We start from the raw sequence: 21,452 nt of genomic DNA on the forward strand, positions 1-21,452 counted from the left end.
CGCACGGTCTTGCCCGCGGGGAGCGAGGTGGTCTCGCCGCGGCGCCTTCGCTGACGGGCCCGGCAGGTCACAGTCGTTCGATCACCGTGACGTTGGCCTGGCCACCCCCTTCGCACATCGTCTGGAGACCGAACCTGCCGCCGGTGCGCTCCAGTTCGTGCAGGAGGGTCGTCATCAGGCGGGCGCCGGTGGCCCCGAGGGGGTGTCCGAGGGCGATGGCTCCGCCGTTGATGTTGACGCGCCCGGGGTCGGCGCCGGTCTCCTTCAGCCAGGCGAGGACGACCGGCGCGAAGGCTTCGTTGATCTCGACGAGGTCGATGTCGTCGAGCGTCAGGCCGGTCTTCTTCAGGGCGTGCGCCGTGGCGGGGATGGGCGCGGACAGCATCCTGATCGGGTCCTCGCCGCGCACCGAGAGGTGGTGCACGCGGGCGCGGGGCGTCAACCCGTGGGTGCGGAGTGCCTGTTCACCGGCCAGGAGCAGGGCCGCGGCGCCGTCGGAGACCTGCGACGAGCAGGCGGCGGTGACGGTGCCGCCGTCCAGGACGGGGGCCAGGGCCGCCATCTTCGCCGCCGTGGTGTCACGGCGCGGCCCCTCGTCCGTGGTGACGCCCGCGAGGGGGACGAGTTCGCGGTCGAAGCGGCCCTCGTCGACGGCGCGGAGGGCACGCCGGTGGGAGCGGAGGGCGAACTCCTCCATGTCCGTGCGGGATATGCCCCATTTCTTGGCTATCAGCTCGGCGCCGTGGAACTGGTTGACGGGCCGGTCGCCGTAGCGGGCGCGCCAGCCCTCGCTGCCCGCGAAGGGGCCCTCGGTCAGGCCGAGGGGCGCCGCCGCCTGCCGGGACGCGAAGGCGATGGGGATCATCGACATGTTCTGGGTGCCGCCCGCGACGACGAGGTCCTGGGTGCCGGAGAGTACGGCCTGGGCGGCGAAGTGCAGGGCCTGCTGGGAGGATCCGCACTGCCGGTCCACGGTCACGCCCGGCACCTCCTCGGGGAGCCCCGCGGCCAGCCAGCTTGTGCGCGCGATGTCCCCGGCCTGTGGTCCGACCGCGTCCAGACAGCCGAAGACGACGTCGTCCACGGCGCCCGGATCGACTCCGCTGCGCTCCACGAGCGCCTTCAGGACGTGGGCGCCGAGGTCGGCTGGGTGTACGGCGGCCAGGCCCCCGCCCCGCTTGCCGACGGGTGTGCGGACCGCCTCCACGATGTAGGCCTCGGCCATGGCTGCGTACTCCTCGCGGTCGTGGCGCCGTACGGGCGACGGCGCGCGCTCATGTGCGTACGGCGATGCCGTCCAGGACCATCGACAGGTACTGGCGGGCGATCTCCTCGGGGCTGTGGCCGCCGCCGGGGCGGTACCAGGACGCGGCGACCCAGACCGTGTCGCGCACGAAGCGGTAGGCGAGGCGGACGTCCAGGTCGGCCCGGAAGGCGCCTTCGGCGACGCCGCGTTCCAGGGTCGAGAGCCAGGCCTTCTCGAACCGCTGCTGGGACTCGACCAGGTACTCGAAACGGGTCTGGGTGACCAGGTGCTTGGACTCCTTCTGGTAGATCGCGACGGCGGAGCGGTGCCGGTCGATCTCCCGGAAGGACTCGGTGACGAGGGCTTCCAGGGTTTCGCGCGGTCCCAGTGGTGCGGAGAGGACGCTGTCGTATCCGTCCCACAGCTCCGTCAGAAACGTGCGCAGGATCTCTTCGAGCATCGACTCCTTGGAGTCGAAGTGGTAGTAGAGGCTGCCGGCCAGCATGCCCGCGGCGTCCGCGATCTTGCGGACGGTCGTGGCGTTGTAGCCCTGTTCGGCGAAGACGTCCGCGGCGATGCCGAGCAGCTCGCCGCGCCGCTCGGCCGAGGGGGTCACCGGAGGCTTCTTCTTGGCACGGGTGGTCTGGGCGGCGCTGGTGTCGCTGGACTGTTTCTGTTTCGGCACACCGATATTCTCCCCGTCGCCCGGACCCCAGGGCGTGTCCGATGGGTCGGCGCGGCGTCGCGACGCCTGGCACGCACGCTCGCCGCGTTGCCGAAATGCCCTAGTAGCTCCGCTACGAGGACATCCCGGAGGTGACCTGCGCGAGATGCGGATGCAGGGCGAGGCTGGGTGCTATGGCGTTGACGCGGATGCCGTGGGGTGCCGCTTCCACGGCGGCACAGCGGGTGAGGGCCATGACACCGGCCTTCGCCGCCGCGTAGTGCGCCTGGCCCGCCTGTGCGCGCCAGCCGAGCACCGAGGCGTTGTTCACGACGATGCCGCCGCGGCCGTCGGCGCGCAGACGGCGCAGGGCGGCTCTGGTGCAGCGGAACGTGCCGGTCAGCGTCGTGTCGACGACCGTGCCCCACTGCTCGTCGGTCATGTCCGTGAGCAGGGCGGTGCCGCCGAGGCCCGCGTTGTTCACGACGATGTCGAGGCCTCCGTGGCACTGCTCGGCCAGGTCGAACAGGGCTGCCACCTGCGCCTCGTCCGTCACGTCGCACGAAGTGCCGTGCACGCGACCGGCGCCGAACTCCTCGGCGAGACGCCCGACCGTCTCCTTCGTGCGGCGGGCGTGCACATCTCCTATGACGACGCGGGCGCCCTCCTCCAGGAATCGGCGTGCGGTCGCGCCGCCGATGCCCGCTCCTGCCGCCGCCGTGACAACGGCGGTGCGGCCGTCGAGCAGGCCGTGCCCCGCTACGTACGACTCCGCTGTCCTGTCCGCCTCGACCATGCCTGCCACCCCCTCACGCGAAGCTCGCCCCGCATTCGTCCGGAGCCTCCGACGCAGTCGGCTCTCGACGAATGTCCTTCTCGCACGATAACCTACCAAACAGTTGTTAGGGAAGATGTTCGGGCGGGAGGCGGACCGGCATGGACCTCGATTTCACCGCGGCGCACGAGGAGTTCGCGCGGCGAGCGCGCGCCTGGCTCGCCGCGCACGTTCCCCCGCGCCCGCTGCCGTCACTGGAAACCGAAGAGGGTTTCGCCGCCCACCGGGACTGGGAGGGCGAACTCGCGGCGGACCGCTGGTCGGTGGTGTCCTGGCCCGAGGAGTACGGCGGACGCGGCGCGGGGATCGTGGAGTGGCTGCTGTTCGAGGAGGAGTACTGGGCGGCGGGCGCTCCCGGCCGGGTCTCGCAGAACGGCATCAGCCTGCTCGCGCCGACGCTCTTCGACTTCGGCACGCCCGAGCAGCGCGCCCGCCTGCTGCCGCCCATGGCGCGCGGCGAGACGATCTGGGCCCAGGCCTGGTCGGAGCCGGAGGCGGGTTCGGACCTGGCCTCGCTGCGCGCCACGGCCCGCCGCGCTTGCGGCGGCTGGGTGCTGAACGGGCAGAAGACGTGGTCGTCTAGGGCCGCGTTCGCCGACCGCGCCTTCGGCCTGTTCCGCAGCGATCCGACGGCGGACCGGCCGCACCGGGGTCTGACGTATCTGATGTTCCCGCTCGACGCGGACGGCGTCACGGTGCGGCCCATCGGGCGCCTGGACGGCAAGCCCGCCTTCGCCGAGCTGTTCCTCGACGACGTGTTCGTACCCGACGACGACGTGATCGGCGAGCCCGGGCACGGCTGGCGGATCGCGATGTCGGCGACGGGCGACGAGCGCGGTCTGACGCTGCGTCCGCCGGGACGCTTCCTCGCGACGGCCGGGCGGCTCGTGCGCGAGTGGCGTGCGCACGGCGACCCGTCGGACACCGCGCTGCGCGACCGAGTCGCCGACGCGGTGATCGGGGCGCGCGCGTATCAGCTCTTCACATGGGCCGGGGTGGCGCGCGGCGCGGCCGGTGAGTCGCTCGGGGCGGAGTCGAGCCTGAACAAGGTGTTCTGGTCGGAGCACGACATCGCCGTGCACGAGACCGCCCTCGACCTGCTGGGGACGGAGTGCGGCGAGTGGACCGAGGGGTATGTGTTCGCGCTCGCCGGACCGATCTACGCGGGCACCAACGAGATCCAGCGCGACCTCGTCGCCGAGCGGCTGCTCGGCCTGCCGAAGGGGCGCCGGTGATGCGGTTCCTCCTGGACGACGAGCAGCGGGCGTTCGCGCGTTCGCTCGACGGCATGCTGACGGCGGCCGGCACGCCGGCGGCCGCGCGGGCCTGGGCCGCCGGGGAGCACGCCCCCGGGCTCGCCGTGTGGCGCGGACTCGGCGCGGCCGGTGTCTTCGCGCTCGCGGCGCCCGAGGAGCACGCGGGCGTGGGGCCGCTGCCGGTCGAAACGGCCGTCGCCTTCGTGGAGCTGGGGCGGCACGCGGTGCCGGGACCGCTCGTCGAGACGGTGGCGTCGGTGACGCTCCTGTCCCGCCTCGCCGAACTCGGGGTGCCGGACCCGGCGAAGCGGTTGCTGCCGGGGCTCGTCGACGGCTCCGCAGCGGCGACGCTGACGCTCACCGGCACAAGCACAAGCACAAGCACAGGCACCGGCACCGGCACCGGCACCCGAGCCCTGGACGCCGACGCCGCCACGGTGCTGCTCGCCGCCGGTGACGGGGAGGTGCGGCTCGCCCCCGGGCATACGGACCCGCGCGCGTCCCTCGACCCGGCCCGCCGGTCGGCCGCGCTGCTGCCGGGCGGGGAGCGCCTCGCGTCCGGGACGCACGCGGACGCCGCGACCAGGCGGGCACTGGACTGGGCGGCTCTCGCGACGGCCGCGCAGTGCCTGGGAGTCGGGTACGCGCTCCTGGACCGCACGGTGGCGTATGTGCGGGGGCGAACGCAGTTCGGGGCGCCGGTGGGTTCCTTCCAGGCCGTCAAGCACCGGCTCGCCGACGTCCTGGTGGGCCTCGCCTTCGCGCGGCCGCTGGTGTTCGGGGCGGCGGTGTCCCTGGCGGGCGGCGGCGACCGGCAGGCCGAGGTGGACCTGGCCGCTGCCAAGGTGGCCGCCGGGGACGCGGCACACCACGCGGCCCGGGCCGCGCTGCAACTGCACGGCGCCCTCGGGTACACGGCCGAGTACGACCTGTCCCTGTGGCTCCTTAAGGCCCGGGCGCTGCGGGGGGCTTGGGGCGGGGCCGGGGAATGGCGGGGGCGGGTGGTGCGTGCTGTCGGGGGGTGACGGGACCCCTGGTTCCAAGGATCATGGGGTCAGCACCCGTCGAGACATCTGGGGGCGGCACCCGGCGAAACCTCTGGGGCGTCGCGCCCGGCGAGGCAAGGAGACCTTCGTGCGCGTGATCGGTCTGATGTCCGGCACCTCCCACGACGCCATCGACGCCGGCGCCGTCGACCTCGCCCTCGAAGGCGACTGCCTGCGTCTCACACCGCTCGGCGTCATCAGCCGCGCGTACGACGACGGTCTGCGGGCCGCCCTCACCGCGGCCCTCCCGCCGTCGCCCACCACCCTCGCCGACGTCTGCGTCCTGGACACCCGCATCGGCCGGGCGTTCGCCGCGGCGGCCACGGAGGCCGACAGGGAACTGTGCGACGGGCGCGCCGAGTTGATCGCCTCGCACGGGCAGACGGTGTTCCACTGGGTGGCGGACGGGCGGGTGCACGGCACCCTCCAGATCGGCCAGCCCGCGTGGATCGCGGAGGCGACGGGCCTGCCCGTGGTAGCCGACTTCCGGCCACGTGACGTGGCGGCGGGCGGGCAGGGCGCACCGCTGGTCAGCCTGGTCGACCAACTGTGGCTGCGCGGCCGCCCCGGCACGCCGGTCGCCCTGAACCTCGGCGGCATCGCGAACATCACCGCCCCTGACGGCACGGCCTTCGACACCGGCCCCGCCAACGCGCTGATCGACACCGCGGTGCGCGAACTGACGCCGCAGGGCCGTACGCAGGGCTTCGCCTACGACAGGGACGGCGCGATCGCGGCGCGCGGCACCGTGAACGGCGCACTTCTCACCCACCTCCTGGCCGAGCCGTACTACGCGCTGCCCGCCCCGAAGACCACCGGTAAGGAGCTCTTCCACGCGGCCTATCTGCGCGAGGCCCTCGCGGGGTACGCGTCGGCGGCGTCGGGCAGCCCGGGGAGCCCGCTGAGCCCGGAGGACGTCGTCGCGACCCTCACCCGGCTCACGGCGGTGACGGTCGCGGACGCGGTGCGCTCGGTGCGGGCCACCGAGGTCGTCGCGTCCGGCGGCGGCATCCGCAATCCGACGTTGCTGGCCATGCTGCGGGCGGAGTTGGGGACCGGCGTGCCGGTGCGCGGCTCCGACGAGCTGGGCCTCGCACCGGCGGCGAAGGAGGCGTACGCGTTCGCGGTGCTCGGTTTCCTCACGGTGCACGGACTGCCGGGGACGGTCCCGGCGAGCACGGGCGCCCGGCACGCGAGCGTCCTCGGTTCGATCACACCGGGACGCGCGGGCCTGCGGCTGCCGGGTGACACCCAAGGCGTACGGGCACCGACCCGCCTTGTCGTCAACGGATACGCCCACTGAACCAGGCGCCAACGCCACGAAACCACTCCGCGCGACGGCCAGCCCGCGAAACCGCTCCGCACAACCAGCCACCCCCCGAAGCCACTCCGCGCGGCGGCGACGCCACGAAACCGCTCCGCGCGGCAGCCAAGACAGGAAACCGCACCGGGCGACCCGCCCGGTCGGCACGCACCCCTCTCATCCAGCTTTCACGCGATGCTCATACGCTGACGCCCATGACGCACGCGACTCCCCCGGGCTGGTATCCCGACCCCGGGCAGATACCTGGTGCCCCGCCGTCCGAGCGATGGTGGGACGGGACCACGTGGACGGAACACGTCCGCACGCCGGGCGGTGGCTTCGGCGCCGTCGCTCCATACCCGCCGCAGCCGCCGCAGGCTCCGCGGCGCCGGGCGCGTACGGCCGTCGTCGTCGTGGTGGCCCTCGCCGTGCTCGCGGGCATAGGGGGCGGCGTGTACGCGCTGACCGCGGGCGGCGACGGCGATGACGACGACAGCGCCAAGCCCCCGGTCTCCGCGGGACCCTCGGAGCCCGGCAAGGGCGGCAAGGAGCCCGGCAAGCCCGACCCGACGGGACCGTCGGGGCCGTCCGAGGGTCCGCAGACCGAGGAGGGCTTCGCCACCGACACCGCGAGCGGCATCAGCATGCCGGTCCCGGACAACTGGGAAGGCAGGTCGAGCGGGATCGGCTCCAGCGTCACCACCGGCAAGTACCCGTGCCCCGGCGACGACACCAAGACCTGTGTGCGCGGCGGCGCCTTCTCCGCCCCGGCCCGCAGCCTGAGGGTCAAGGAGACCGACCCCGAGGCCGCGGCCAAGGCGGACATCGAGAAGAACGCCGAGGAGTCGTACGGCGGCAAGATCTACGGCGGCAAGCTGGTCTCGCACAAGGTCCTTGCGTCGAAGTCGGTGACCGTCGCCGGTCAGAAGGGCTATCTGGTCCGCTGGAAGGCCGTGAACCGCAAGGGCCCCGACGGCTATGTGCAGTCCCTCGCCTTCAAGTCGCCCGCCGACGACATGACCCTCGTACTCGTACGCTTCGGCATCGACGACCACGACGACGCGCCGTCGGTGTCGTCCATGGACGAGATCACGAAGGGCATCAAGGCCGCCAAGGGCGGGGGCGGCGGGGGCGACGGCCAGCAGGTCTGACACGCGACCCACCGCGAAAGACACCCCACCGCGAAAGGCACCCCACCACGAAAGGCGCCGTCCGTTCCCCGACGGCAGGTGCCGGGCGGGCTGAGTGTGTTCAGCCCGCCCGGCCCCGGGATGCGCGCCGCCCCCGTCCCCACGGTGCGGCGCCCGGCGGGCCCGGTCCGGTCATCCACCGGAGCCGGGCCCACGTTCAGTCGGCCACCGGCCTCGCCGGGGCCGGGGGTCCCTCGACGAGCCCGAGCACCGGAAGCAGCACCGCCTCCACGAAGCGCGTCAGATACGCCGCGTCGGCGTCCTTCCCCTCCACGAGGGGCCGCGCCCGCAGCACACCGAAAAGCTGGACCGTGAGGAACTCCGCCGCCGGGTGCCCCTCGGTGATCTCCCCGCGCTCCACCGCGCGCCGCACGAACCCGTCGATGGCCTCCACCTCGGGCTCCACCAGTGCCTCGCGCAGCGCGTACTGAAGGTCCTCGTCCTGGAGGACGGCGTGGCTGAGCGCCTGCTCGATCATGGTGTCGCGCACCGCCCAGCTCGATGCGGCGCGCGCCGCCTCCCGCAGGTCACCCGCGAGCGAACCCGTGTCGATGCCCGCGAAGCGCACACAGCGGTTGGCGCGCAGTGCCGCGGCCACGAACTGGGGTTTCGTCTTCCACTGGCGGTAGAGCGTGGACTTGCTGCAACGGGTGCGCGCGGCCACTCCCTCCATCGTCACGGCCTCATAGCCGCACGCGCGCAACTGATCCAGGACGGCGTCGTAGAACTCCTGCTCACGCTCGGGCGTGAGCTTGGAGCGCCGTGACGCCGCCACCTGCTCGCAGAGCTCGTCGTGAACCCGTTCCCGCGGCGTCATCACTGGTCTCCTCGGTGCGGTGGTCCGCCGGTCCACGCGTCGCAGACCCCATCGATACGCCAGTGTACCGGTACGCGTCCGTATCGGTACGCTCTAGTATCGGTACACTGGCGTATCGGTACACTGGCGTATCGATGTGTGGGAGCAGGGTCCCGCACCGCCCGACCACCGCACCGCACCACCACACACCGCACCGCACCACCACCCAGTCGTCACGCAAAGGGGCCGGCGGATGGATTCCCGCACCGAGCCTGCGGAACAGGAGCCGGAGATAACCTCCGGACGACCGGACACCCCTGCCCGGCCACCGCTCGTACGCGAGCTGCTCCTCGTCGCCGGTCTCTTCCTGGTCTACAAATTCGGCCGGCAGCTCGCCAACGGCCACACCGGCGAGGCGTTCCGCAACGCACGGCGCATCTGGGACGCCGAGCGGTTCCTGCGCCTGCCGGGCGAGGGCTCCGTCCAGGACGCACTGCTCGGCGGCGACACCCTCGTACACATCGCGAACACCTACTACGCGACCGTGCACTTCCCGGCGACGCTGCTCTTCCTGGTGTGGCTGTATCTGCGCCGCCCCCGGCACTACGTCTGGGCGCGGCGGATCCTCGCCGTCCTCACCGCTGCCGCGCTCGCGCTGCACCTGGGCTTTCCGCTGGCGCCGCCGCGCATGCTGCCCGGGGCGCACCTGGTGGACACGGCCCAGGTGTACGGCCCTTCGGTGTACGCCGCCAAGCCCGCGACCGACACCATGGCCAACCAGTTCGCCGCCATGCCGTCGCTGCACTTCGGCTGGGCGCTGATGGTGGCCGTCGGTCTGATCGTCGCTACCAGCTCCCGGTGGCGCTGGCTGTGGCTGCTGCATCCGCTGCTCACGCTGTTCGTGATCGTCGGCACCGCGAACCACTACTGGCTCGACGCCCTCGCGGCGGCCGCGCTGCTCGGCATCGCCCTTGCCGCACTCCGGCTGCCGCACCCGACCCGCTCCCGGATCGTCCGCCGCTCCACCCCGGGAGTTCCTGCTCGGGGAGCACCCACTGGCTCCTACGCGTCCGCCTCCGCCTCCGGAGCGTCCCGATGAACGGCCCGATGAACGGCCCGATGAGCGCCACCCTGCTCGCCGTCGCGCTCTCGCTGGTCTCCGCCGTCGCGTACGCCGCCGCGGCCGTGGCCCAGGAGCGGCTCGCCGCACGCATGACGGACGGCGGCGGCCAGGTGCGGCGGCTGTTCGGCAGCGGAGCGTGGTGGTCGGCGGTCGGGCTGAACGCGGCGGCGGCGCTCCTGCACGTGGCGGCGCTGAAGTTCGGGCCGCTCACGCTGGTGCAGCCGCTCGGCGCGCTCACCCTGGTCGCCGCCGTGCCCCTTGGCGCGCGCCTCGCCGGGCGGCGGGTCACAGGACTCGAGTGGCGCGGTACGGGGCTGACCCTGATCGGGCTCGGCGCGCTGCTGCTCACCGCGTCGGGGCCGGAGCCCGACGACACGCTCTCGCTGCCGGAGGCGGTGACGGTCGCCGCCCTGACGATGACGGTCATCGGTCTGCTCTCGCGGCCCGGCACCCGCCCGGGCCTGCGGCACGCGACCGCGTCCGGATTCGCGTCGGGGGTGGCGTCCGCGCTCACCCAGACGGTGACGGTCGCGGCGACGGACCGGTCGGGGCCCGTGCTGAGCGGGCAGGTCGTGGTGGTGGCGCTGCTCGTCGCCGCGCTCGCGGTGGGCGGCCTGCTGCTCTCGCAGACCGCGTACCGCGGTGGCCTCGGGGCACCCCTCGCGGTCGTGACGCTCGCCAACCCGCTGGCGGCGTCGGCGATCGGAGTGGCCCTGCTCGGTGAGCGGCTGCGCGGCGGCGTCGGCGGGGTGCTCCTCGCGATGGCGGGCGCGCTGATCGCCTCGTACGGGGTGGTGGTGCTCACGCGCTCGCCGCGGCAGGTCGTCGGCGAGGGCCCGGTCGACCCGGTCGAATCGCCCCCGCCGGGCCCCGCCCTCGCAGCCGAGCCCACGGCGTCGGTCCTCGACGCGGTGGAGGGCGGCTATCTGCCCTCGATCCCCGTCCAGCCGGAACCGGCCACCGTCCTACGGGTCACACCCCACTAGACCCTGTCGCGCGCTGCCGCCCCCGCACGGGAACACCGCGCCCCGACGGCGGCCGCGAGGCCGCGTCGGGGCGCGAGGTCATCGGCTCGGGCGGGGCGCGTTGTGTCGGCCCCGTCGGCCCGTCAGCCCAGACCGCGCGAGTCCTGCTTCAGGGCCGTGTCGACCGTCAGGGCCGTGGCCACGACCAGGCTCAGGAGCGGGTCGGGGAGCTGGAAGTGGATCTGCAGGACGTAGTTGTCCGCGGTCGTGAACATCGTCTTGGCGAGGCCTTCCCAGGTCTTCGTGATCCGGGCGACCTCGGTGTCCGTGTGGTCGACGATCGAGAAGTTCCAGGCGCGCCAGTTCTCCGCCTTGATCGCGCCGACCTGTACGCCGTCCGCGTTCATCGCGAAGTTGATCTTGCCGAAGACGTTCTGCTGGACGATCTCGCCCACGACCTGGCCGTCCGGGCGCTCCACGACGACCCGCGACTTCAGGAACTTGCGCGGCCGCGTCATGAGGAGCTGCGGCGTGCCGTGCGCGTCGCGGATCTCCAGCTTGTGCGTCATGAACTGGTCGACGCTGGCGACGAAGCGGGCGACCTTCTTGAGGGTGCTCTGGCCGACCTGGACGACCGAGCCGAGCTGGTTGCCCGACTGGTCCATGACGGAGTACTCGTTCGTCAGCTCGATCAGCTTGGCCTTCTGGTTCACCACCAGGACGGGCTCGCTGAACAGGCTCCCGCCGCCCTGGGCGGCGGGGGCGACGCCCGCCTGCTGCTGCACCTGGCGCTGGACCTTGGCCGGGTCGGCGGGCGGGGCCGCGGGGGCGGCCTGCGTGCCCTGCGGGGCCGCGTCGGTGTGGTCCGTCCACTGGGTGCCGTCCCACCAGCGGAGGAGCTGGGTGGCGCCCTGAGGGTCCGGGTACCAGCCAGCCGGAGTGTTCGATTGCGTGGTCACCGGGGCACACTACCCCGAACGCCCCCGAGTCCGACCAGCCCCCGGAGCACACTTTCCGCAGGCCGGGCCATGTTCACGACGGTACCGGACCCCTCCGGTATCGCTCGAACCGCACCTCCACCGTGAGCCCCTCCGAACCCTGGGCCGCACCCTCGGCAGAACGCCCGCTCTCCTCCAGCGCCACCTCCCCGATGCGCCCCGCGGCCCGCACGTCCGCCGCCACGAGGGCGAAGCGGTCGAGCGCGGCGCGCGGCCCGCGCACCACGACCGTGCCGACCTCGGCCCGCATCGAGAGCCGGGCGAGGGACTTGGCCTTGCGCACCCCGGCGATGACCTCGGCCGCGGCGGCGAGGACACGTCCGTCCACGGCGCCGCGCTCCCGGTCGGCGGCAGCACCGGCCCCGTCACCCGCACCCGCATCCGCACCGGCACCCGCACCCGCACCCGCACCCGCACCCGCACCGGCGAGTGACCGCAGCCGCTCCGCCGACGGCCACGCGGCGCGGTGCACCGACCCGGGCGCGTACCAGGACCACACCTCCTCGGTGGCGAAGGGCAGGAACGGCGCGAACAGCCGCAGGGCGGTGTCCAGGGCGACGCGCAGGGTCACGCGCGCGGAGTCACGGGCGGCCGCGCCGCCGTGGTCGCCGTACGCGCGGGACTTGACCAGTTCCACGTAGTCGTCGCAGAAGCGCCAGAAGAACGCTTCCGCGCACTCCAGGGCGCGGGTGTGGTCGAAGTCGTCGAAGGCGGCCGTGGCCTCCTCGACTGCGGCCGCGAGGCCGACGAGCAGCGCCCGGTCCAACGGCTCGGTGACGGCCCCGGCCGCACGCGCGTCGCCCGCCGTCTCGAAGCCGAGCACGAACTTCCCCACGTTCAGGAGCTTCGTCGCCAGGCGTCGGCCGATCTTCATCTGGCCGGTGTCGAAGGCGGTGTCGGTGCCGGGGCGGCCGCTCGCCGCCCAGTAACGCACCGCGTCCGAGCCGTGTTGGCGCAGCAGTTCGGCGGGGGTGACGGCGTTGCCCTTCGACTTCGACATCTTCTTGCGGTCGGGGTCGAGGATCCACCCGGAGATCGCCGTGTGGCGCCAGGGCAGCGTGCCGTGCCCGGCGTGCGCGCGCAGGACCGTCGCGAACAGCCAGGTGCGGATGATCTCGTGGGCCTGGGGGCGCAGGTCCATCGGGAAGACCTTCGCGAACAGGTCGGGGACGGTGAGCTGCCGCCCGGCGATCTGCGGGGTGAGCGACGACGTCGCCCAGGTGTCCATGACGTCGGGGTCGCCGGTGAAACCGTGCGGCCTGCCTCGCTGGGACTCCTCGTACCCGGGTGGTGTCTCGGCGCTCGGGTCCACCGGCAGCGCCGCCGCGTCCGGCACGATCGGGCGGTCGTGGTCGGGCGTGCCGTCGCCGTCCAGCGGGTACCACAGCGGGACGGGGACGCCGAAGAAGCGCTGGCGGCTGATCAGCCAGTCGCCGTTGAGTCCGCCCACCCAGTTGTCGTAGCGGACCCGCATGTGCGGCGGATGCCAGTTCAACTCCGCGCCGCGAGCCAGGAGTTCGCCGCGCAGCTTCTCGTCGCGGCCGCCATTGCGCACGTACCACTGGCGGGTGGTGACGATCTCCAGGGGCTTGTCGCCCTTCTCGAAGAACTTCACGGCGTGGGTGCAGGGGCGCGGCTCGCCGTGCAGGTCACCGGCGGCGCGCAGCAGGGCGACGACTCGTTCGCGGGCGGTGTGCGCGGTGGCGCCCGCGAGTTCCGCGTACGCGGCCACCGCGGCCGGTGCCTCGACGCCGCTCGGGGGCCGCGCGAGGAAGCGGCCGTCCCAGCCGAGCACGGGACGGGTCGCGAGCCGCAGCTCGCGCCACCAGGTGACGTCGGTGGTGTCGCCGAACGTACAGACCATCGCGATGCCCGTGCCCTTGTCGGGCGCCGCCGCACGGTGGGCGACGACGGGGACCTCGACGTCGAAGAGCGGGGAGCGGACGGTCCTGCCGACGAGGCCGCGGTGGCGGTCGTCGTCGGGGTGCGTGACGAGGGCGACGCACGCGGGCAGCAGTTCGGGGCGGGTGGTGTCGATCAGGACGGTGCGGCCGTCCGGGCCGTGGAAGCCGAGGCGGTGGTAGGCGGCGGGCCGCTCCCGGTCCTCCAGCTCGGCCTGGGCGACCGCCGTGCGGAACGTGACGTCCCAGAGGGTCGGCGCCTCGGCGGCATAGGCGTCACCACGGGCCAGGTCGGCCAGGAACGCCCGCTGGGAGATGGCACGCGCCTCGGTGCCGATGGTGCGGTACGTGCGCGACCAGTCGACGGACAGGCCGAGGCGCCGCCACAGGTCCTCGAAGGCCTTCTCGTCCTCGGCGGTCAGGCGCTCGCACAGCTCGATGAAGTTCCGCCGTGAGACGGCCTGCTGCTGCTTGCCGGGCCGTTCGGGCGGGGAGAAGTGCGGGTCGTGGGGCAGGGCGGGGTCGCAGCGGACTCCGTAGTGGTGCTGGACGCGGCGCTCGGTGGGCAGACCGTTGTCGTCCCAGCCCATCGGATAGAAGACGTTCTTGCCGCGCATCCGGTGGTAGCGGGCGACGGTGTCGGTGTGCGTGTACGAGAAGACGTGCCCGACGTGCAGCGAACCGCTGACGGTCGGGGGCGGGGCGTCGACGGAGAAGACGTCGCCGCGTTCACCTGGATTTCCGCGTGCTCCCGCCCCGTCGGCAACCGGGCGGGAGCACGCGCGGACACGCCTCAGGCGGTGGCGAGTGCCGGGTCGCTGACGCCCGCCTGCCCGGTCTCCACGTGTCCGGCCAGGCGCCGCAGGAAGCCGGGCTCGGTGTCGGACACCACGGTCAGGTCGTACCAGCGCTTGACGGCCCGCAGGTCCACCGTGTGCTGAACGGTCGCGCCCGGCTTGACCTTGAAGGTCTCCTTGTGGCCGCCGTAGGCGTTCGTGACCGTGAGGTGGCAGTCCGCGGAGCCCGCGTTGGTCAGGGTCAGCGTGATGTTCCCGGTCGCCCTGTCGTGGCGGGCGGTGACCTCGGGTCCCGCCTTCCTGCCCGGGTTCCTGAAGGTGCGCAGGAAGCCGTTCGGGCCGAAGACGGTCAGGTCGTGGCTGCCCCCGGAGTAGGCGGAGTTCCAGGTGTCGGAGAGCGTCCTGCCCGCCTCGGCGGTGTACGTCCAGGGGCCGTCACCGCGGTTGCCGGAGCGTACGTGGAAGCAGGCGCCCGCGGCGTCGCCGCCGCCGAAGGTGAGCTTGAGTCTGCCGTCCGCGGGTGTCGCGTGGCCGTCCACCACGGGGGCGTAGGGCAGCGGCCGGGTGCGCCGGGTGCCGCGTTCCTGGCGGGGCAGGGCGGGGCTCGCCGGTGCCTTCGGGTAGTAGTCGGGGTGGCGCTCCTGGTCCGGCGGCTCGTACCCGGCGGTGTCGGGCAGTTCGGCCGGGTGGGTGTCCTTGCCGCTGAAGTCGAAAGCCTCCGTCAGATCGCCGCAGACCGCGCGCCGCCACGGCGAGATGTTCGGCTCGTGCACGCCGAAGCGCTTCTCCATGAACCGGATGATCGAGGTGTGGTCGAACACCCGGGAGCACACGAACCCGCCGGTGCTCCAGGGCGAGACGACCAGCATCGGCACGCGCTGGCCGAGCCCGTAGTGCCCGGCCGCGTACTGGGCGTTGCCCGGGAAGTGGTCGAGGGCGGTGGCGACCGTGGACAGGCCCTGGTTCGCGGAGGACGGGACGTAGGGCGGCACTACGTGGTCGAAGTAGCCGTCGTTCTCGTCATAGGTGATGAAGAGCGCCGTCCTGCCCCACACCTCCGGGTTGGAGGTCAGCGCGTCCAGGACCTGGGCGATGTACCAGGCGCCGTAGTTGACGGGCCAGTTGGGGTGCTCGCAGAAGGCCTCCGGTGCGGCGATCCAGGAGATCTGCGGCAGCTTGTCCGCCTTGACGTCGGCCTTCAGCCGGTCGAAGTACCCGTCGCCCGCCTTGACGTTCGTGCCGGTGCGGGCCTTGTCGTACAGCGGGTCGCCGGGCTCGGCTTCGCGGAAGGTGTTGAAGTACAGCAGGGAGTTGTCGCCGTAGTTGCCGCGGTAGGGAGCGTGCTCCAGCCAGCCCCAGCGGCCCGCGGCGTCCAGGCCGTCGCCGATGTCCTGGTACACCTTCCAGGAGATCCCGGCCTTCTCCAGGCGTTCGGCGTACGTGGTCCAGCCGTAGCCCGCTTCCTGGTTGCCGAGTACCGGGCCGCCGCCCTTGCCGTCGTTGCCGACGTGACCGGTGAGCATGTAGTAGCGGTTGGGGTCGGTGGCCCCCATGAACGAACAGTGGTAGGCGTCGCAGACGGTGAAGGCGTCGGCGAGCGCGTAGTGGAAGGGGATGTCACCGCGCTTCAGATACGCCATCGTCCGCTCGGACTTCGCGGGGATCCACTGGTCGTACGCCCCGTTGTTGAAGGCCTTGTGACCGCCGGCCCAGTCGTGGTCGAGGCCCGCGATGAACTGCATGCCCAGATTGTCCTTGTCCGGGTGGAACGGCAGGACTTCCTTGCCGCCGCCTCGCTGGTGCCACACCGGCTTGCCGCTGGGGAGGGTGACGGGGCGCGGGTCCCCGAAGCCGCGCACGCCCTTCATGGTCCCGAAGTAGTGGTCGAAGGAGCGGTTCTCCTGCATCAGGACCACGATGTGCTCGACGTCCTGGAGGGAGCCGGTGAGCCGCCGGGCGGGCAGTGACGCGGCGCGGCTGATGCTCTGGGAGAGCGTCGAGAACGCGGCCGTGCCACCGGCCAGTTGCATGAAGCGGCGCCGGTTGAGTTCAGGCATGGGGTTGTGACCTCGCGTGATGTGGGGGGACGTGATGTGGGGGGATACGAGCGGGGGAAGTGTGTCAAGGGGAGCCAGGATTACGGAAGAGGCAGGCCGTTTCGTGTCGGCGGAGTGACGGCGGGGACAACCGCGCGTGGTGTCGTCGCGGGTTGGTGACATCTCTTCCGGGGCGGAATGCGGGAGAGGTGCGGGGCCTTGTGATCATTGAGTACGGCCGGTCCCCGCGGGGTGCCGGACCACGGTCGAGAGCGCGAGCGGAGCGAGGGACACATGGCCAAGGCGTACGTCTTCACCCGGCACGGCGGCCCCGAGGTGGAGGCCCTGATCGACCGGGAGCCGCCCGAGCCCGGGCCGGGGCAGCTCCTGATCGAGGTGCGCGCGGCGGGCGTCAACCCCGTCGACTTCAAGCTCCGCGGCGGCTACCGCAGGCCGGGCCAGGCCCCCGCCGAGCTGCCCGAGGTCCTTGGGAGCGAGGCCGCGGGCGTGGTGGTACGGACCGGCCCCGGCGTCGAGGGGTTCGCCGTCGGTGACGCGGTGTTCGGGTCCACGCTGACCGGCGGCTACGCCGAGTACACCCTGCTGCCGGTGTCGGTGGCCGCCCACAAGCCGGGGCGCCTGACGTTCGCCGAGGCGGCGACGCTGCCGGTCGCCGCGGCCACCGCCTATGACGGGGTGCGTCAGCTCGCACTGCCCGCCGGGGCGACCCTGCTGGTCACGGGCGCCGGTGGGGGTGTGGGCAGCACCGCGGTGCGGCTCGCGCGGCAGCAGGGGCTGCGGGTGGTGGGCACAGCGAGCGAGGGCAAGAAGGACGTCGTCGAGTCGCTCGGCGCCGTCCATGTGGCGTCGGGGCCAGGCCTGGTGGAACGCGTCCGGGCGGTGGCCCCCGACGGCGTCGACGGCGTCTTCGACCTCGTCGGCGGGGAGCCCCTGCGAGCCGTCGCCGAGCTGGTCGCCGACCGCACCAAGCTGGTCACGGCGGGCGGCAAGCAGATCGTGGGCGAGCTCGGCGGCTCCCCGGTGGCACGGGCACGCGACGCGGCCACCCTGACCGCGGTGGCCGCGCTCGCCGCGCGGGGCGTGCTCCGGCCCCACATCACGGCGACGTTCCCACTGGCACGGGCGGGCGAGGCGCTGCGCACCGTCGAGGCGGGCCACGCACACGGCAAGGTCGTGATCGAGGTGAAGGCGTGACCGCCCGTACGGTACGAGCCCGCCGCGCAGCACGCTCAGGGCCCTGACCGGGAAAAATGACAGGACGCCCGGCAGGACTCATTGCTACTTTCCGGACATGCGTGCCCTCGGTGAAAAAGAGATCCGTGCCTCGTTCGTGAACTGCTCCAAGGGCGAGGCCAAACGACTGACCCTGCCCATGGGCTTCGCCGGGACGCCCTGGTCCGACCTGGACTTCCTCGGCTGGCGCGACCCCAAGGCCCCGGACCGCGGCTATGTGGTGGCGGAGCGGGACGACGCGCTCGTCGGCATCGCCCTGCGCGCCTCCACCGGGGCCCGGCGCTCCCTGCTGAAGTCCAGCATCTGCTCGGTGTGCGTGACGCCGCAAGCCGGTTCGGGCATCGCCCTGCTCGTCGCGCCCCGCGCGGGCGAAGCGGGGCGGCAGGGCAACTCGGTCGGCCTGTACATCTGCGCTGACCTCGCCTGTTCTCTCTACGTACGCGGCAAGAAGCAGTCGGCGCTGACCCGCCGCCTGGAGGAGAGCCTCACCCCGCAGGAGCAGAACGAACGGACGATGCGCAACCTGCACGGCTTCCTGGACCAGGTCCTGTCACGCACCTGAGAGCCGCGGCGGGCGCGCCCTGCTCACGCACCTGGGAGCCGCGGCGTGCGCCCCGTCGCCTACGTCTGCCGGGGGTCGACCAGTTGCAGGGTCAACGCGGCCGGCGGCTCGGCGGTCCCGGGGCCGCCCGCCTCCGCCCAGGCGAGGATGTCGTCAAGGGACGCGTCGTCCAGGGCGAAGCCCACCCAGGCGGGTCGGCCGCCCCGGGCCCGGCCGTCGCGGGAGGGCTGGACGACGACGATGTTGGCCTGGCCGCAGGGGCCGAGGCAGTCGCTGGTGCGTACCGCGAACCGGCCCCCCGAGCGCTCCGCCGCGGCCCGCAGCCGCGCCAGTTGGCCCGCGTGGTCCGTGCCGGGATGCTTGCCGGGGTCTCCGCAGCAGCACCCCCGGCACACCACAAGCGTGCAGGGGCGGGCGGCGGGCCTGGGCACGGCACCGGGGGCCAGGGGCGCGGGGGCCAGGGGCGCGGGGGCGGGCTCGGTGCGGAACTCGGACGCGGTCATCCCATGATCATGTCAGGTAGGCCAGACCCGGGTGCGCCTGCCCGTAGCCGTCCATCAGACGCCGGGCCACGGACACCGAGTCGACCAGCGGGTGCAGCGCGAAGGCCTTGACCGCGGTGGCCCGGGAGCCGCTCTCGACGGCGGCGAGCACCTCGCGCTCGACCGCCTTGACCGCGCACACCAGACCGGTGGCGTGTCCCGGCAGGGGCGACACGGTCGCCGGATGCGCGCCGGACGCGTCGACCGTGCACGGCACCTCGATCACGGCGTCCGTGTCGAGCTGGGGCAGGGTGGTGCGGTTGCGGACGTTGAGGATCAGCAGGGCGCGCTCGTCGCGGGCGATGGCGCGCATCAGGGCGAGGGCGACCTGCTCGTAGCCGCCGGACTCCATGTCCTCGGCGGCCCGCTCCCCCGCACCCGCGGCTTCCCTGCTGTGCGCCATGTACGTGGCCTCGCGCTCGGCGCGCGTCGCGTCCCAGGCCGCGAACGCGGCGGTCCGCGGGTTCCGCATCCGGGTGTAGAAGCGGGCCTGCTGGTCGTGCAGGAACGCGCCGCGGGTCCGCTCGGCCTGCCGGTAGGCCCGTACCGCCTCGCGGTTGAAGTAATAATAGTGCAGATATTCGTTGGGGATCGCGCCGAGGGACTGCAGCCAGTCCGCACCGAAGAGCTTGCCCTCCTCGAAGGATTCCAGGAGGTCGCGGTCGGCCAGGAGGCGCGGCAGCAGGTCCTCGCCGTCGACCTGGAGTCCGCTCAGCCAGCCCAGGTGGTTCAGGCCCACATAGTCGAGCCACGCCCGGCGCGGCTCCGCGCCGAGCAGCCGTGCGACACGGCGGCCGAGGCCCACGGGCGAGTCGCAGATGCCGATGACGCGGTCCCCCAGATGGCGGGACATCGCCTCGGTCACCAGGCCCGCCGGGTTGGTGAAGTTGATGACCCACGCGTCGGGCGCGAGCCGGGCGACGCGGCGGGCGATGTCGACGGCGGCGGGCACCGTCCGCAGCCCGTACGCGATGCCGCCCGCGCCGACGGTCTCCTGCCCGAGCACCCCTTCGGCGAGGGCGACGCGTTCGTCGGCGGCCCGTCCTTCCAGGCCACCGACGCGGATCGCGGAGAACACGAAGTCGGCGCCGCGCAGCGCCTCGTCGAGGTCGGCGGTGACGCGTACGCCGGGCGCGTCCGGCACCTGGGCGGCCTGCTCGGCGAGCACCCGCGCGATGGCGTCCGCCCGGTCGGCGTCCACGTCGTGCAGGACGACCTCGGTGACCCTGCCTTCGGCACGGTCGCCGAGCAGGGCCCGGTACACCAGCGGCACCCGGAAGCCGCCGCCACCCAGAATGACCAGCCTCACGTCTGAACCACCTCGTCCGCCGTCGTCGTGTGCTTCACCCGTCAACCTATCCGGCGGCGCCGCCCACCGGTGCGACGGCCCGGCCCGCCCACTCCGGCGCCGGTTCCACGAACTCGGCGAGGCGCTCGCGGACCGTGTCGGGGAACGGCACCGCACGCCCCAGTTCCTGGTCGACGTGCAGCGCGAGCAGCTCGGTCGTCGCCACGGGCACGGTGTCCCTTGCCGGTTCGGCCGCGGCGCCGTCGACCACGTACATCTCATGGGCGAAGTGCGCCTTCTTGCCGTGCACGCCGAGCACGCGGGTGCGCACGGCGAGGTGCGCGCCCTCGGTGACGTCCCGCAGATAGCGCAGATGTCCCTCGACGGTGTAGAGGGAACAGCCGGTGGCCTCGCGGTACGCGGCGTGCAGACCGGTGGCGTCCATCATGGCGTCCGTGGCCAGGCCGAAGGCCAGCGAGTAGTAGCCCTCGCTCATGTGGCCGTTGTAGTCGATCCACTCGGCCGGTACGACCTGCCGGTGCAGCGGAAGCCGTCGGGCGATCTCCCTGGTCACTCCGTTCCCCTCTCGTTGGCGTTGGCGTTGGTGGTGGCGGCGGCGGGCGCCTGGCGCGGCAGTCGGCCGGTCGCGCGCAGGACGTCGATGACGCCCTGGTCGCGCTCGGCGACGAGGTCGGCGATGGTGCGCCCGTCGGCGGCCTCCTCGCAGCCGCCGACCACCGCGTCGTACAGCTTCTTGTCAAGCTCGGGGGCTTCCAGGCGCGTCCACGGCGACTTCAGGGACGGCCCGAAGTGGTCGAGCATGTGCGCCATGCCGCCCTCGCCGCCTGCCAGCGCGAAGGTGAGCATGGGGCCCATGAACGCCCAGCGCAGGCCGGGTCCTTCGGTGATGGAGGCGTCGATCTCCCGCACGGTGGCCTCACCGTTGGCGACCATGTGCAGCGCCTCGCGCCACAGGGCCTCCTGGAGGCGGTTGGCGATGAAGCCGGGCACCTCGCTCTTCATGGTGATCACGGACTTGCCCGCGATCTCGTAGAAGCGGGACGCCCAGGCGACGGCGTCGGCGTCGGTCCGCTCACCGCCGACGACCTCGACGAGCGGGATCAGGTACGGCGGGTTGAAGGGGTGCCCGACGACCAGGCGTCCCGGGGTCGCCGCCCCGGTCTGCATGTCGGTCATCGGATAGCCCGAGGTGGACGAGGCGATGACGACACCGGCGGGCGCGGCCGCGTCCAGGCGCGTCAGGAGGTCGCGCTTGAGCTCCAGTTTCTCGGGGGCGCTCTCCTGCACGAACTGGGCGTCGGCGACGGCTTCTGCGAGCGTCGCGGCGACGGTGAGCCGCTCCCGCGAGGCGCCCTCGGCGAGGCCGATCCTGGTGAGCGCGGGCCAGGCGGCGTCGACGAGCCGCCGCAGTTGCTGCTCGGCTTCGGGCGCCGGGTCCCAGGCGGTGACGTCATAGCCACGCGCCAGAAAGTGCGCGACCCAGCCGCCACCGATCACGCCTGCGCCGACGCAGGCGACGCGACGGACTTCTTCGGGTGGGGTAGTGGTCATGAGGGGGGTTCCTTTCGAACGCGGCACGGGTCAGCGCCCTGAAGGTGCTCGGGGGGGGTGCGCCCCGAAGGGGCGCGG

General features: G+C 72.9%; 18 protein-coding genes and 1 pseudogene. 8 read left to right on the forward strand and 11 right to left on the reverse strand.

Annotation, left to right across the window (positions count from 1 at the left end):
• Positions 1–67: 67 nt before the first annotated feature.
• The 3 genes and pseudogenes from IG78_RS0108560 to IG78_RS0108570 form a co-directional block, all read right to left on the reverse strand.
• Positions 68–1,225 carry an acetyl-CoA C-acetyltransferase gene (locus IG78_RS0108560; RefSeq protein ID WP_030560795.1) on the reverse strand — a complete coding sequence of 386 codons (1,158 nt, stop codon included), beginning with the start codon at positions 1,223–1,225 and terminating at the stop codon, positions 68–70.
• 49 nt (positions 1,226–1,274) lie between these two features.
• Positions 1,275–1,931: a TetR/AcrR family transcriptional regulator gene (locus IG78_RS0108565; protein ID WP_051852443.1), complete on the reverse strand. Its 657-nt coding sequence runs from the start codon at positions 1,929–1,931 to the stop codon at positions 1,275–1,277.
• Between the two features lie 127 nt (positions 1,932–2,058).
• Positions 2,059–2,706 (reverse strand): annotated as a pseudogene (locus IG78_RS0108570) (SDR family NAD(P)-dependent oxidoreductase); the annotation flags it as partial.
• A gap of 140 nt (positions 2,707–2,846) precedes the next feature.
• Here IG78_RS0108570 and IG78_RS0108575 point away from each other — a divergent pair.
• From IG78_RS0108575 to IG78_RS0108590, 4 genes are all read left to right on the forward strand, one after another.
• A complete protein-coding gene (locus tag IG78_RS0108575) occupies positions 2,847–3,980 on the forward strand; it encodes an acyl-CoA dehydrogenase family protein (protein WP_030560798.1) in 1,134 nt (377 codons plus the stop codon).
• Positions 3,980–5,026: an acyl-CoA dehydrogenase family protein gene (locus tag IG78_RS0108580; protein ID WP_030560799.1), complete on the forward strand. Its 1,047-nt coding sequence runs from the start codon at positions 3,980–3,982 to the stop codon at positions 5,024–5,026. The genes IG78_RS0108575 and IG78_RS0108580 overlap by 1 nt, the downstream gene beginning before the upstream one ends.
• A 109-nt stretch (positions 5,027–5,135) precedes the next feature.
• Positions 5,136–6,350: an anhydro-N-acetylmuramic acid kinase gene (locus IG78_RS0108585; RefSeq protein WP_030560800.1), complete on the forward strand. Its 1,215-nt coding sequence runs from the start codon at positions 5,136–5,138 to the stop codon at positions 6,348–6,350.
• A gap of 215 nt (positions 6,351–6,565) precedes the next feature.
• A complete protein-coding gene (locus IG78_RS0108590) occupies positions 6,566–7,501 on the forward strand; it encodes a DUF2510 domain-containing protein (RefSeq protein WP_030560801.1) in 936 nt (311 codons plus the stop codon).
• Positions 7,502–7,697: 196 nt separating this feature from the next.
• On the opposite strand, the gene IG78_RS0108595 is transcribed toward IG78_RS0108590, so the two are convergent.
• On the reverse strand, positions 7,698–8,357 hold the full coding sequence (locus IG78_RS0108595; protein ID WP_030560802.1) for a TetR/AcrR family transcriptional regulator: 660 nt from the start codon (positions 8,355–8,357) through the stop codon (positions 7,698–7,700).
• Positions 8,358–8,589: 232 nt separating this feature from the next.
• On the opposite strand from IG78_RS0108595, the gene IG78_RS0108600 reads away from it, so the two are divergent.
• The gene (locus IG78_RS0108600) at positions 8,590–9,435 is read left to right on the forward strand and encodes a phosphatase PAP2 family protein (RefSeq protein ID WP_051852444.1); all 846 of its coding nucleotides are present in this window, start codon (positions 8,590–8,592) and stop codon (positions 9,433–9,435) included.
• Positions 9,436–9,455: 20 nt separating this feature from the next.
• Entirely contained in the window at positions 9,456–10,445 is a 990-nt protein-coding gene (locus tag IG78_RS0108605; protein WP_030560804.1) for a DMT family transporter, read from the forward strand.
• A 122-nt stretch (positions 10,446–10,567) separates the two neighbouring features.
• Here the strand turns inward: IG78_RS0108605 and IG78_RS0108610 are convergent, their stop codons facing one another.
• From IG78_RS0108610 to IG78_RS0108620, 3 genes are all read right to left on the reverse strand, one after another.
• Positions 10,568–11,383 (reverse strand): LURP-one-related family protein, encoded by an 816-nt coding sequence (locus IG78_RS0108610; protein ID WP_030560805.1) that lies wholly within the window; start codon positions 11,381–11,383, stop codon positions 10,568–10,570.
• Between the two features lie 73 nt (positions 11,384–11,456).
• Positions 11,457–14,231: a valine--tRNA ligase gene (gene valS / locus IG78_RS0108615; RefSeq protein ID WP_318657517.1), complete on the reverse strand. Its 2,775-nt coding sequence runs from the start codon at positions 14,229–14,231 to the stop codon at positions 11,457–11,459.
• Positions 14,117–16,177 carry a phosphocholine-specific phospholipase C gene (locus IG78_RS0108620; RefSeq protein WP_030560807.1) on the reverse strand — a complete coding sequence of 687 codons (2,061 nt, stop codon included), beginning with the start codon at positions 16,175–16,177 and terminating at the stop codon, positions 14,117–14,119. Before IG78_RS0108620 ends, valS begins: the two co-directional genes overlap by 115 nt.
• 273 nt (positions 16,178–16,450) lie before the next feature.
• Here IG78_RS0108620 and IG78_RS0108625 point away from each other — a divergent pair, with 273 nt between their 5' ends.
• The gene (locus IG78_RS0108625) at positions 16,451–17,371 is read left to right on the forward strand and encodes an NADP-dependent oxidoreductase (protein WP_030560808.1); all 921 of its coding nucleotides are present in this window, start codon (positions 16,451–16,453) and stop codon (positions 17,369–17,371) included.
• 97 nt (positions 17,372–17,468) lie between these two features.
• On the forward strand, positions 17,469–17,972 hold the full coding sequence (locus IG78_RS0108630) for an FBP domain-containing protein (protein WP_030560809.1): 504 nt from the start codon (positions 17,469–17,471) through the stop codon (positions 17,970–17,972).
• A gap of 59 nt (positions 17,973–18,031) precedes the next feature.
• Here IG78_RS0108630 and IG78_RS0108635 read toward each other — a convergent pair whose 3' ends face one another.
• Genes IG78_RS0108635 through IG78_RS0108650 form a run of 4 tightly spaced genes read right to left on the reverse strand, consistent with a single transcriptional unit; the run spans position 18,032 to position 21,374 of the window.
• Positions 18,032–18,475: a (2Fe-2S) ferredoxin domain-containing protein gene (locus tag IG78_RS0108635; protein ID WP_225881921.1), complete on the reverse strand. Its 444-nt coding sequence runs from the start codon at positions 18,473–18,475 to the stop codon at positions 18,032–18,034.
• 7 nt (positions 18,476–18,482) lie between these two features.
• Entirely contained in the window at positions 18,483–19,823 is a 1,341-nt protein-coding gene (locus tag IG78_RS0108640) for a 6-phospho-beta-glucosidase (RefSeq protein ID WP_030560811.1), read from the reverse strand.
• Positions 19,824–19,869: 46 nt separating this feature from the next.
• Entirely contained in the window at positions 19,870–20,376 is a 507-nt protein-coding gene (locus IG78_RS0108645) for a thioesterase family protein (RefSeq protein ID WP_030560812.1), read from the reverse strand.
• Entirely contained in the window at positions 20,373–21,374 is a 1,002-nt protein-coding gene (locus IG78_RS0108650) for a 3-hydroxyacyl-CoA dehydrogenase NAD-binding domain-containing protein (protein WP_030560813.1), read from the reverse strand. The genes IG78_RS0108645 and IG78_RS0108650 overlap by 4 nt, the downstream gene beginning before the upstream one ends.
• Between the last annotated feature and the right edge of the window lie 78 nt (positions 21,375–21,452).

The organism is Streptomyces aureocirculatus (assembly GCF_000720475.1).
In the GTDB taxonomy this organism is placed as follows: Bacteria; Actinomycetota; Actinomycetes; order Streptomycetales; family Streptomycetaceae; genus Streptomyces; species Streptomyces aureocirculatus.

Excerpts from the sequence above, each read along its gene's own strand:
- IG78_RS0108600 (WP_051852444.1), top strand. The coding sequence starts at position 8,590 with ATGGATTCCCGCACCGAGCCTGCGGAACAGGAGCCGGAGATAACCTCC.
- IG78_RS0108580 (WP_030560799.1), top strand. The coding sequence starts at position 3,980 with ATGCGGTTCCTCCTGGACGACGAGCAGCGGGCGTTCGCGCGTTCGCTC.
- IG78_RS0108625 (WP_030560808.1), top strand. The coding sequence starts at position 16,451 with ATGGCCAAGGCGTACGTCTTCACCCGGCACGGCGGCCCCGAGGTGGAG.
- IG78_RS0108650 (WP_030560813.1), bottom strand. The coding sequence starts at position 21,374 with ATGACCACTACCCCACCCGAAGAAGTCCGTCGCGTCGCCTGCGTCGGC.
- IG78_RS0108630 (WP_030560809.1), top strand. The coding sequence starts at position 17,469 with ATGCGTGCCCTCGGTGAAAAAGAGATCCGTGCCTCGTTCGTGAACTGC.
- IG78_RS0108590 (WP_030560801.1), top strand. The coding sequence starts at position 6,566 with ATGACGCACGCGACTCCCCCGGGCTGGTATCCCGACCCCGGGCAGATA.
- IG78_RS0108605 (WP_030560804.1), top strand. The coding sequence starts at position 9,456 with ATGAGCGCCACCCTGCTCGCCGTCGCGCTCTCGCTGGTCTCCGCCGTC.
- IG78_RS0108575 (WP_030560798.1), top strand. The coding sequence starts at position 2,847 with ATGGACCTCGATTTCACCGCGGCGCACGAGGAGTTCGCGCGGCGAGCG.
- IG78_RS0108595 (WP_030560802.1), bottom strand. The coding sequence starts at position 8,357 with ATGACGCCGCGGGAACGGGTTCACGACGAGCTCTGCGAGCAGGTGGCG.
- IG78_RS0108560 (WP_030560795.1), bottom strand. The coding sequence starts at position 1,225 with ATGGCCGAGGCCTACATCGTGGAGGCGGTCCGCACACCCGTCGGCAAG.
- IG78_RS0108620 (WP_030560807.1), bottom strand. The coding sequence starts at position 16,177 with ATGCCTGAACTCAACCGGCGCCGCTTCATGCAACTGGCCGGTGGCACG.
- IG78_RS0108635 (WP_225881921.1), bottom strand. The coding sequence starts at position 18,475 with ATGACCGCGTCCGAGTTCCGCACCGAGCCCGCCCCCGCGCCCCTGGCC.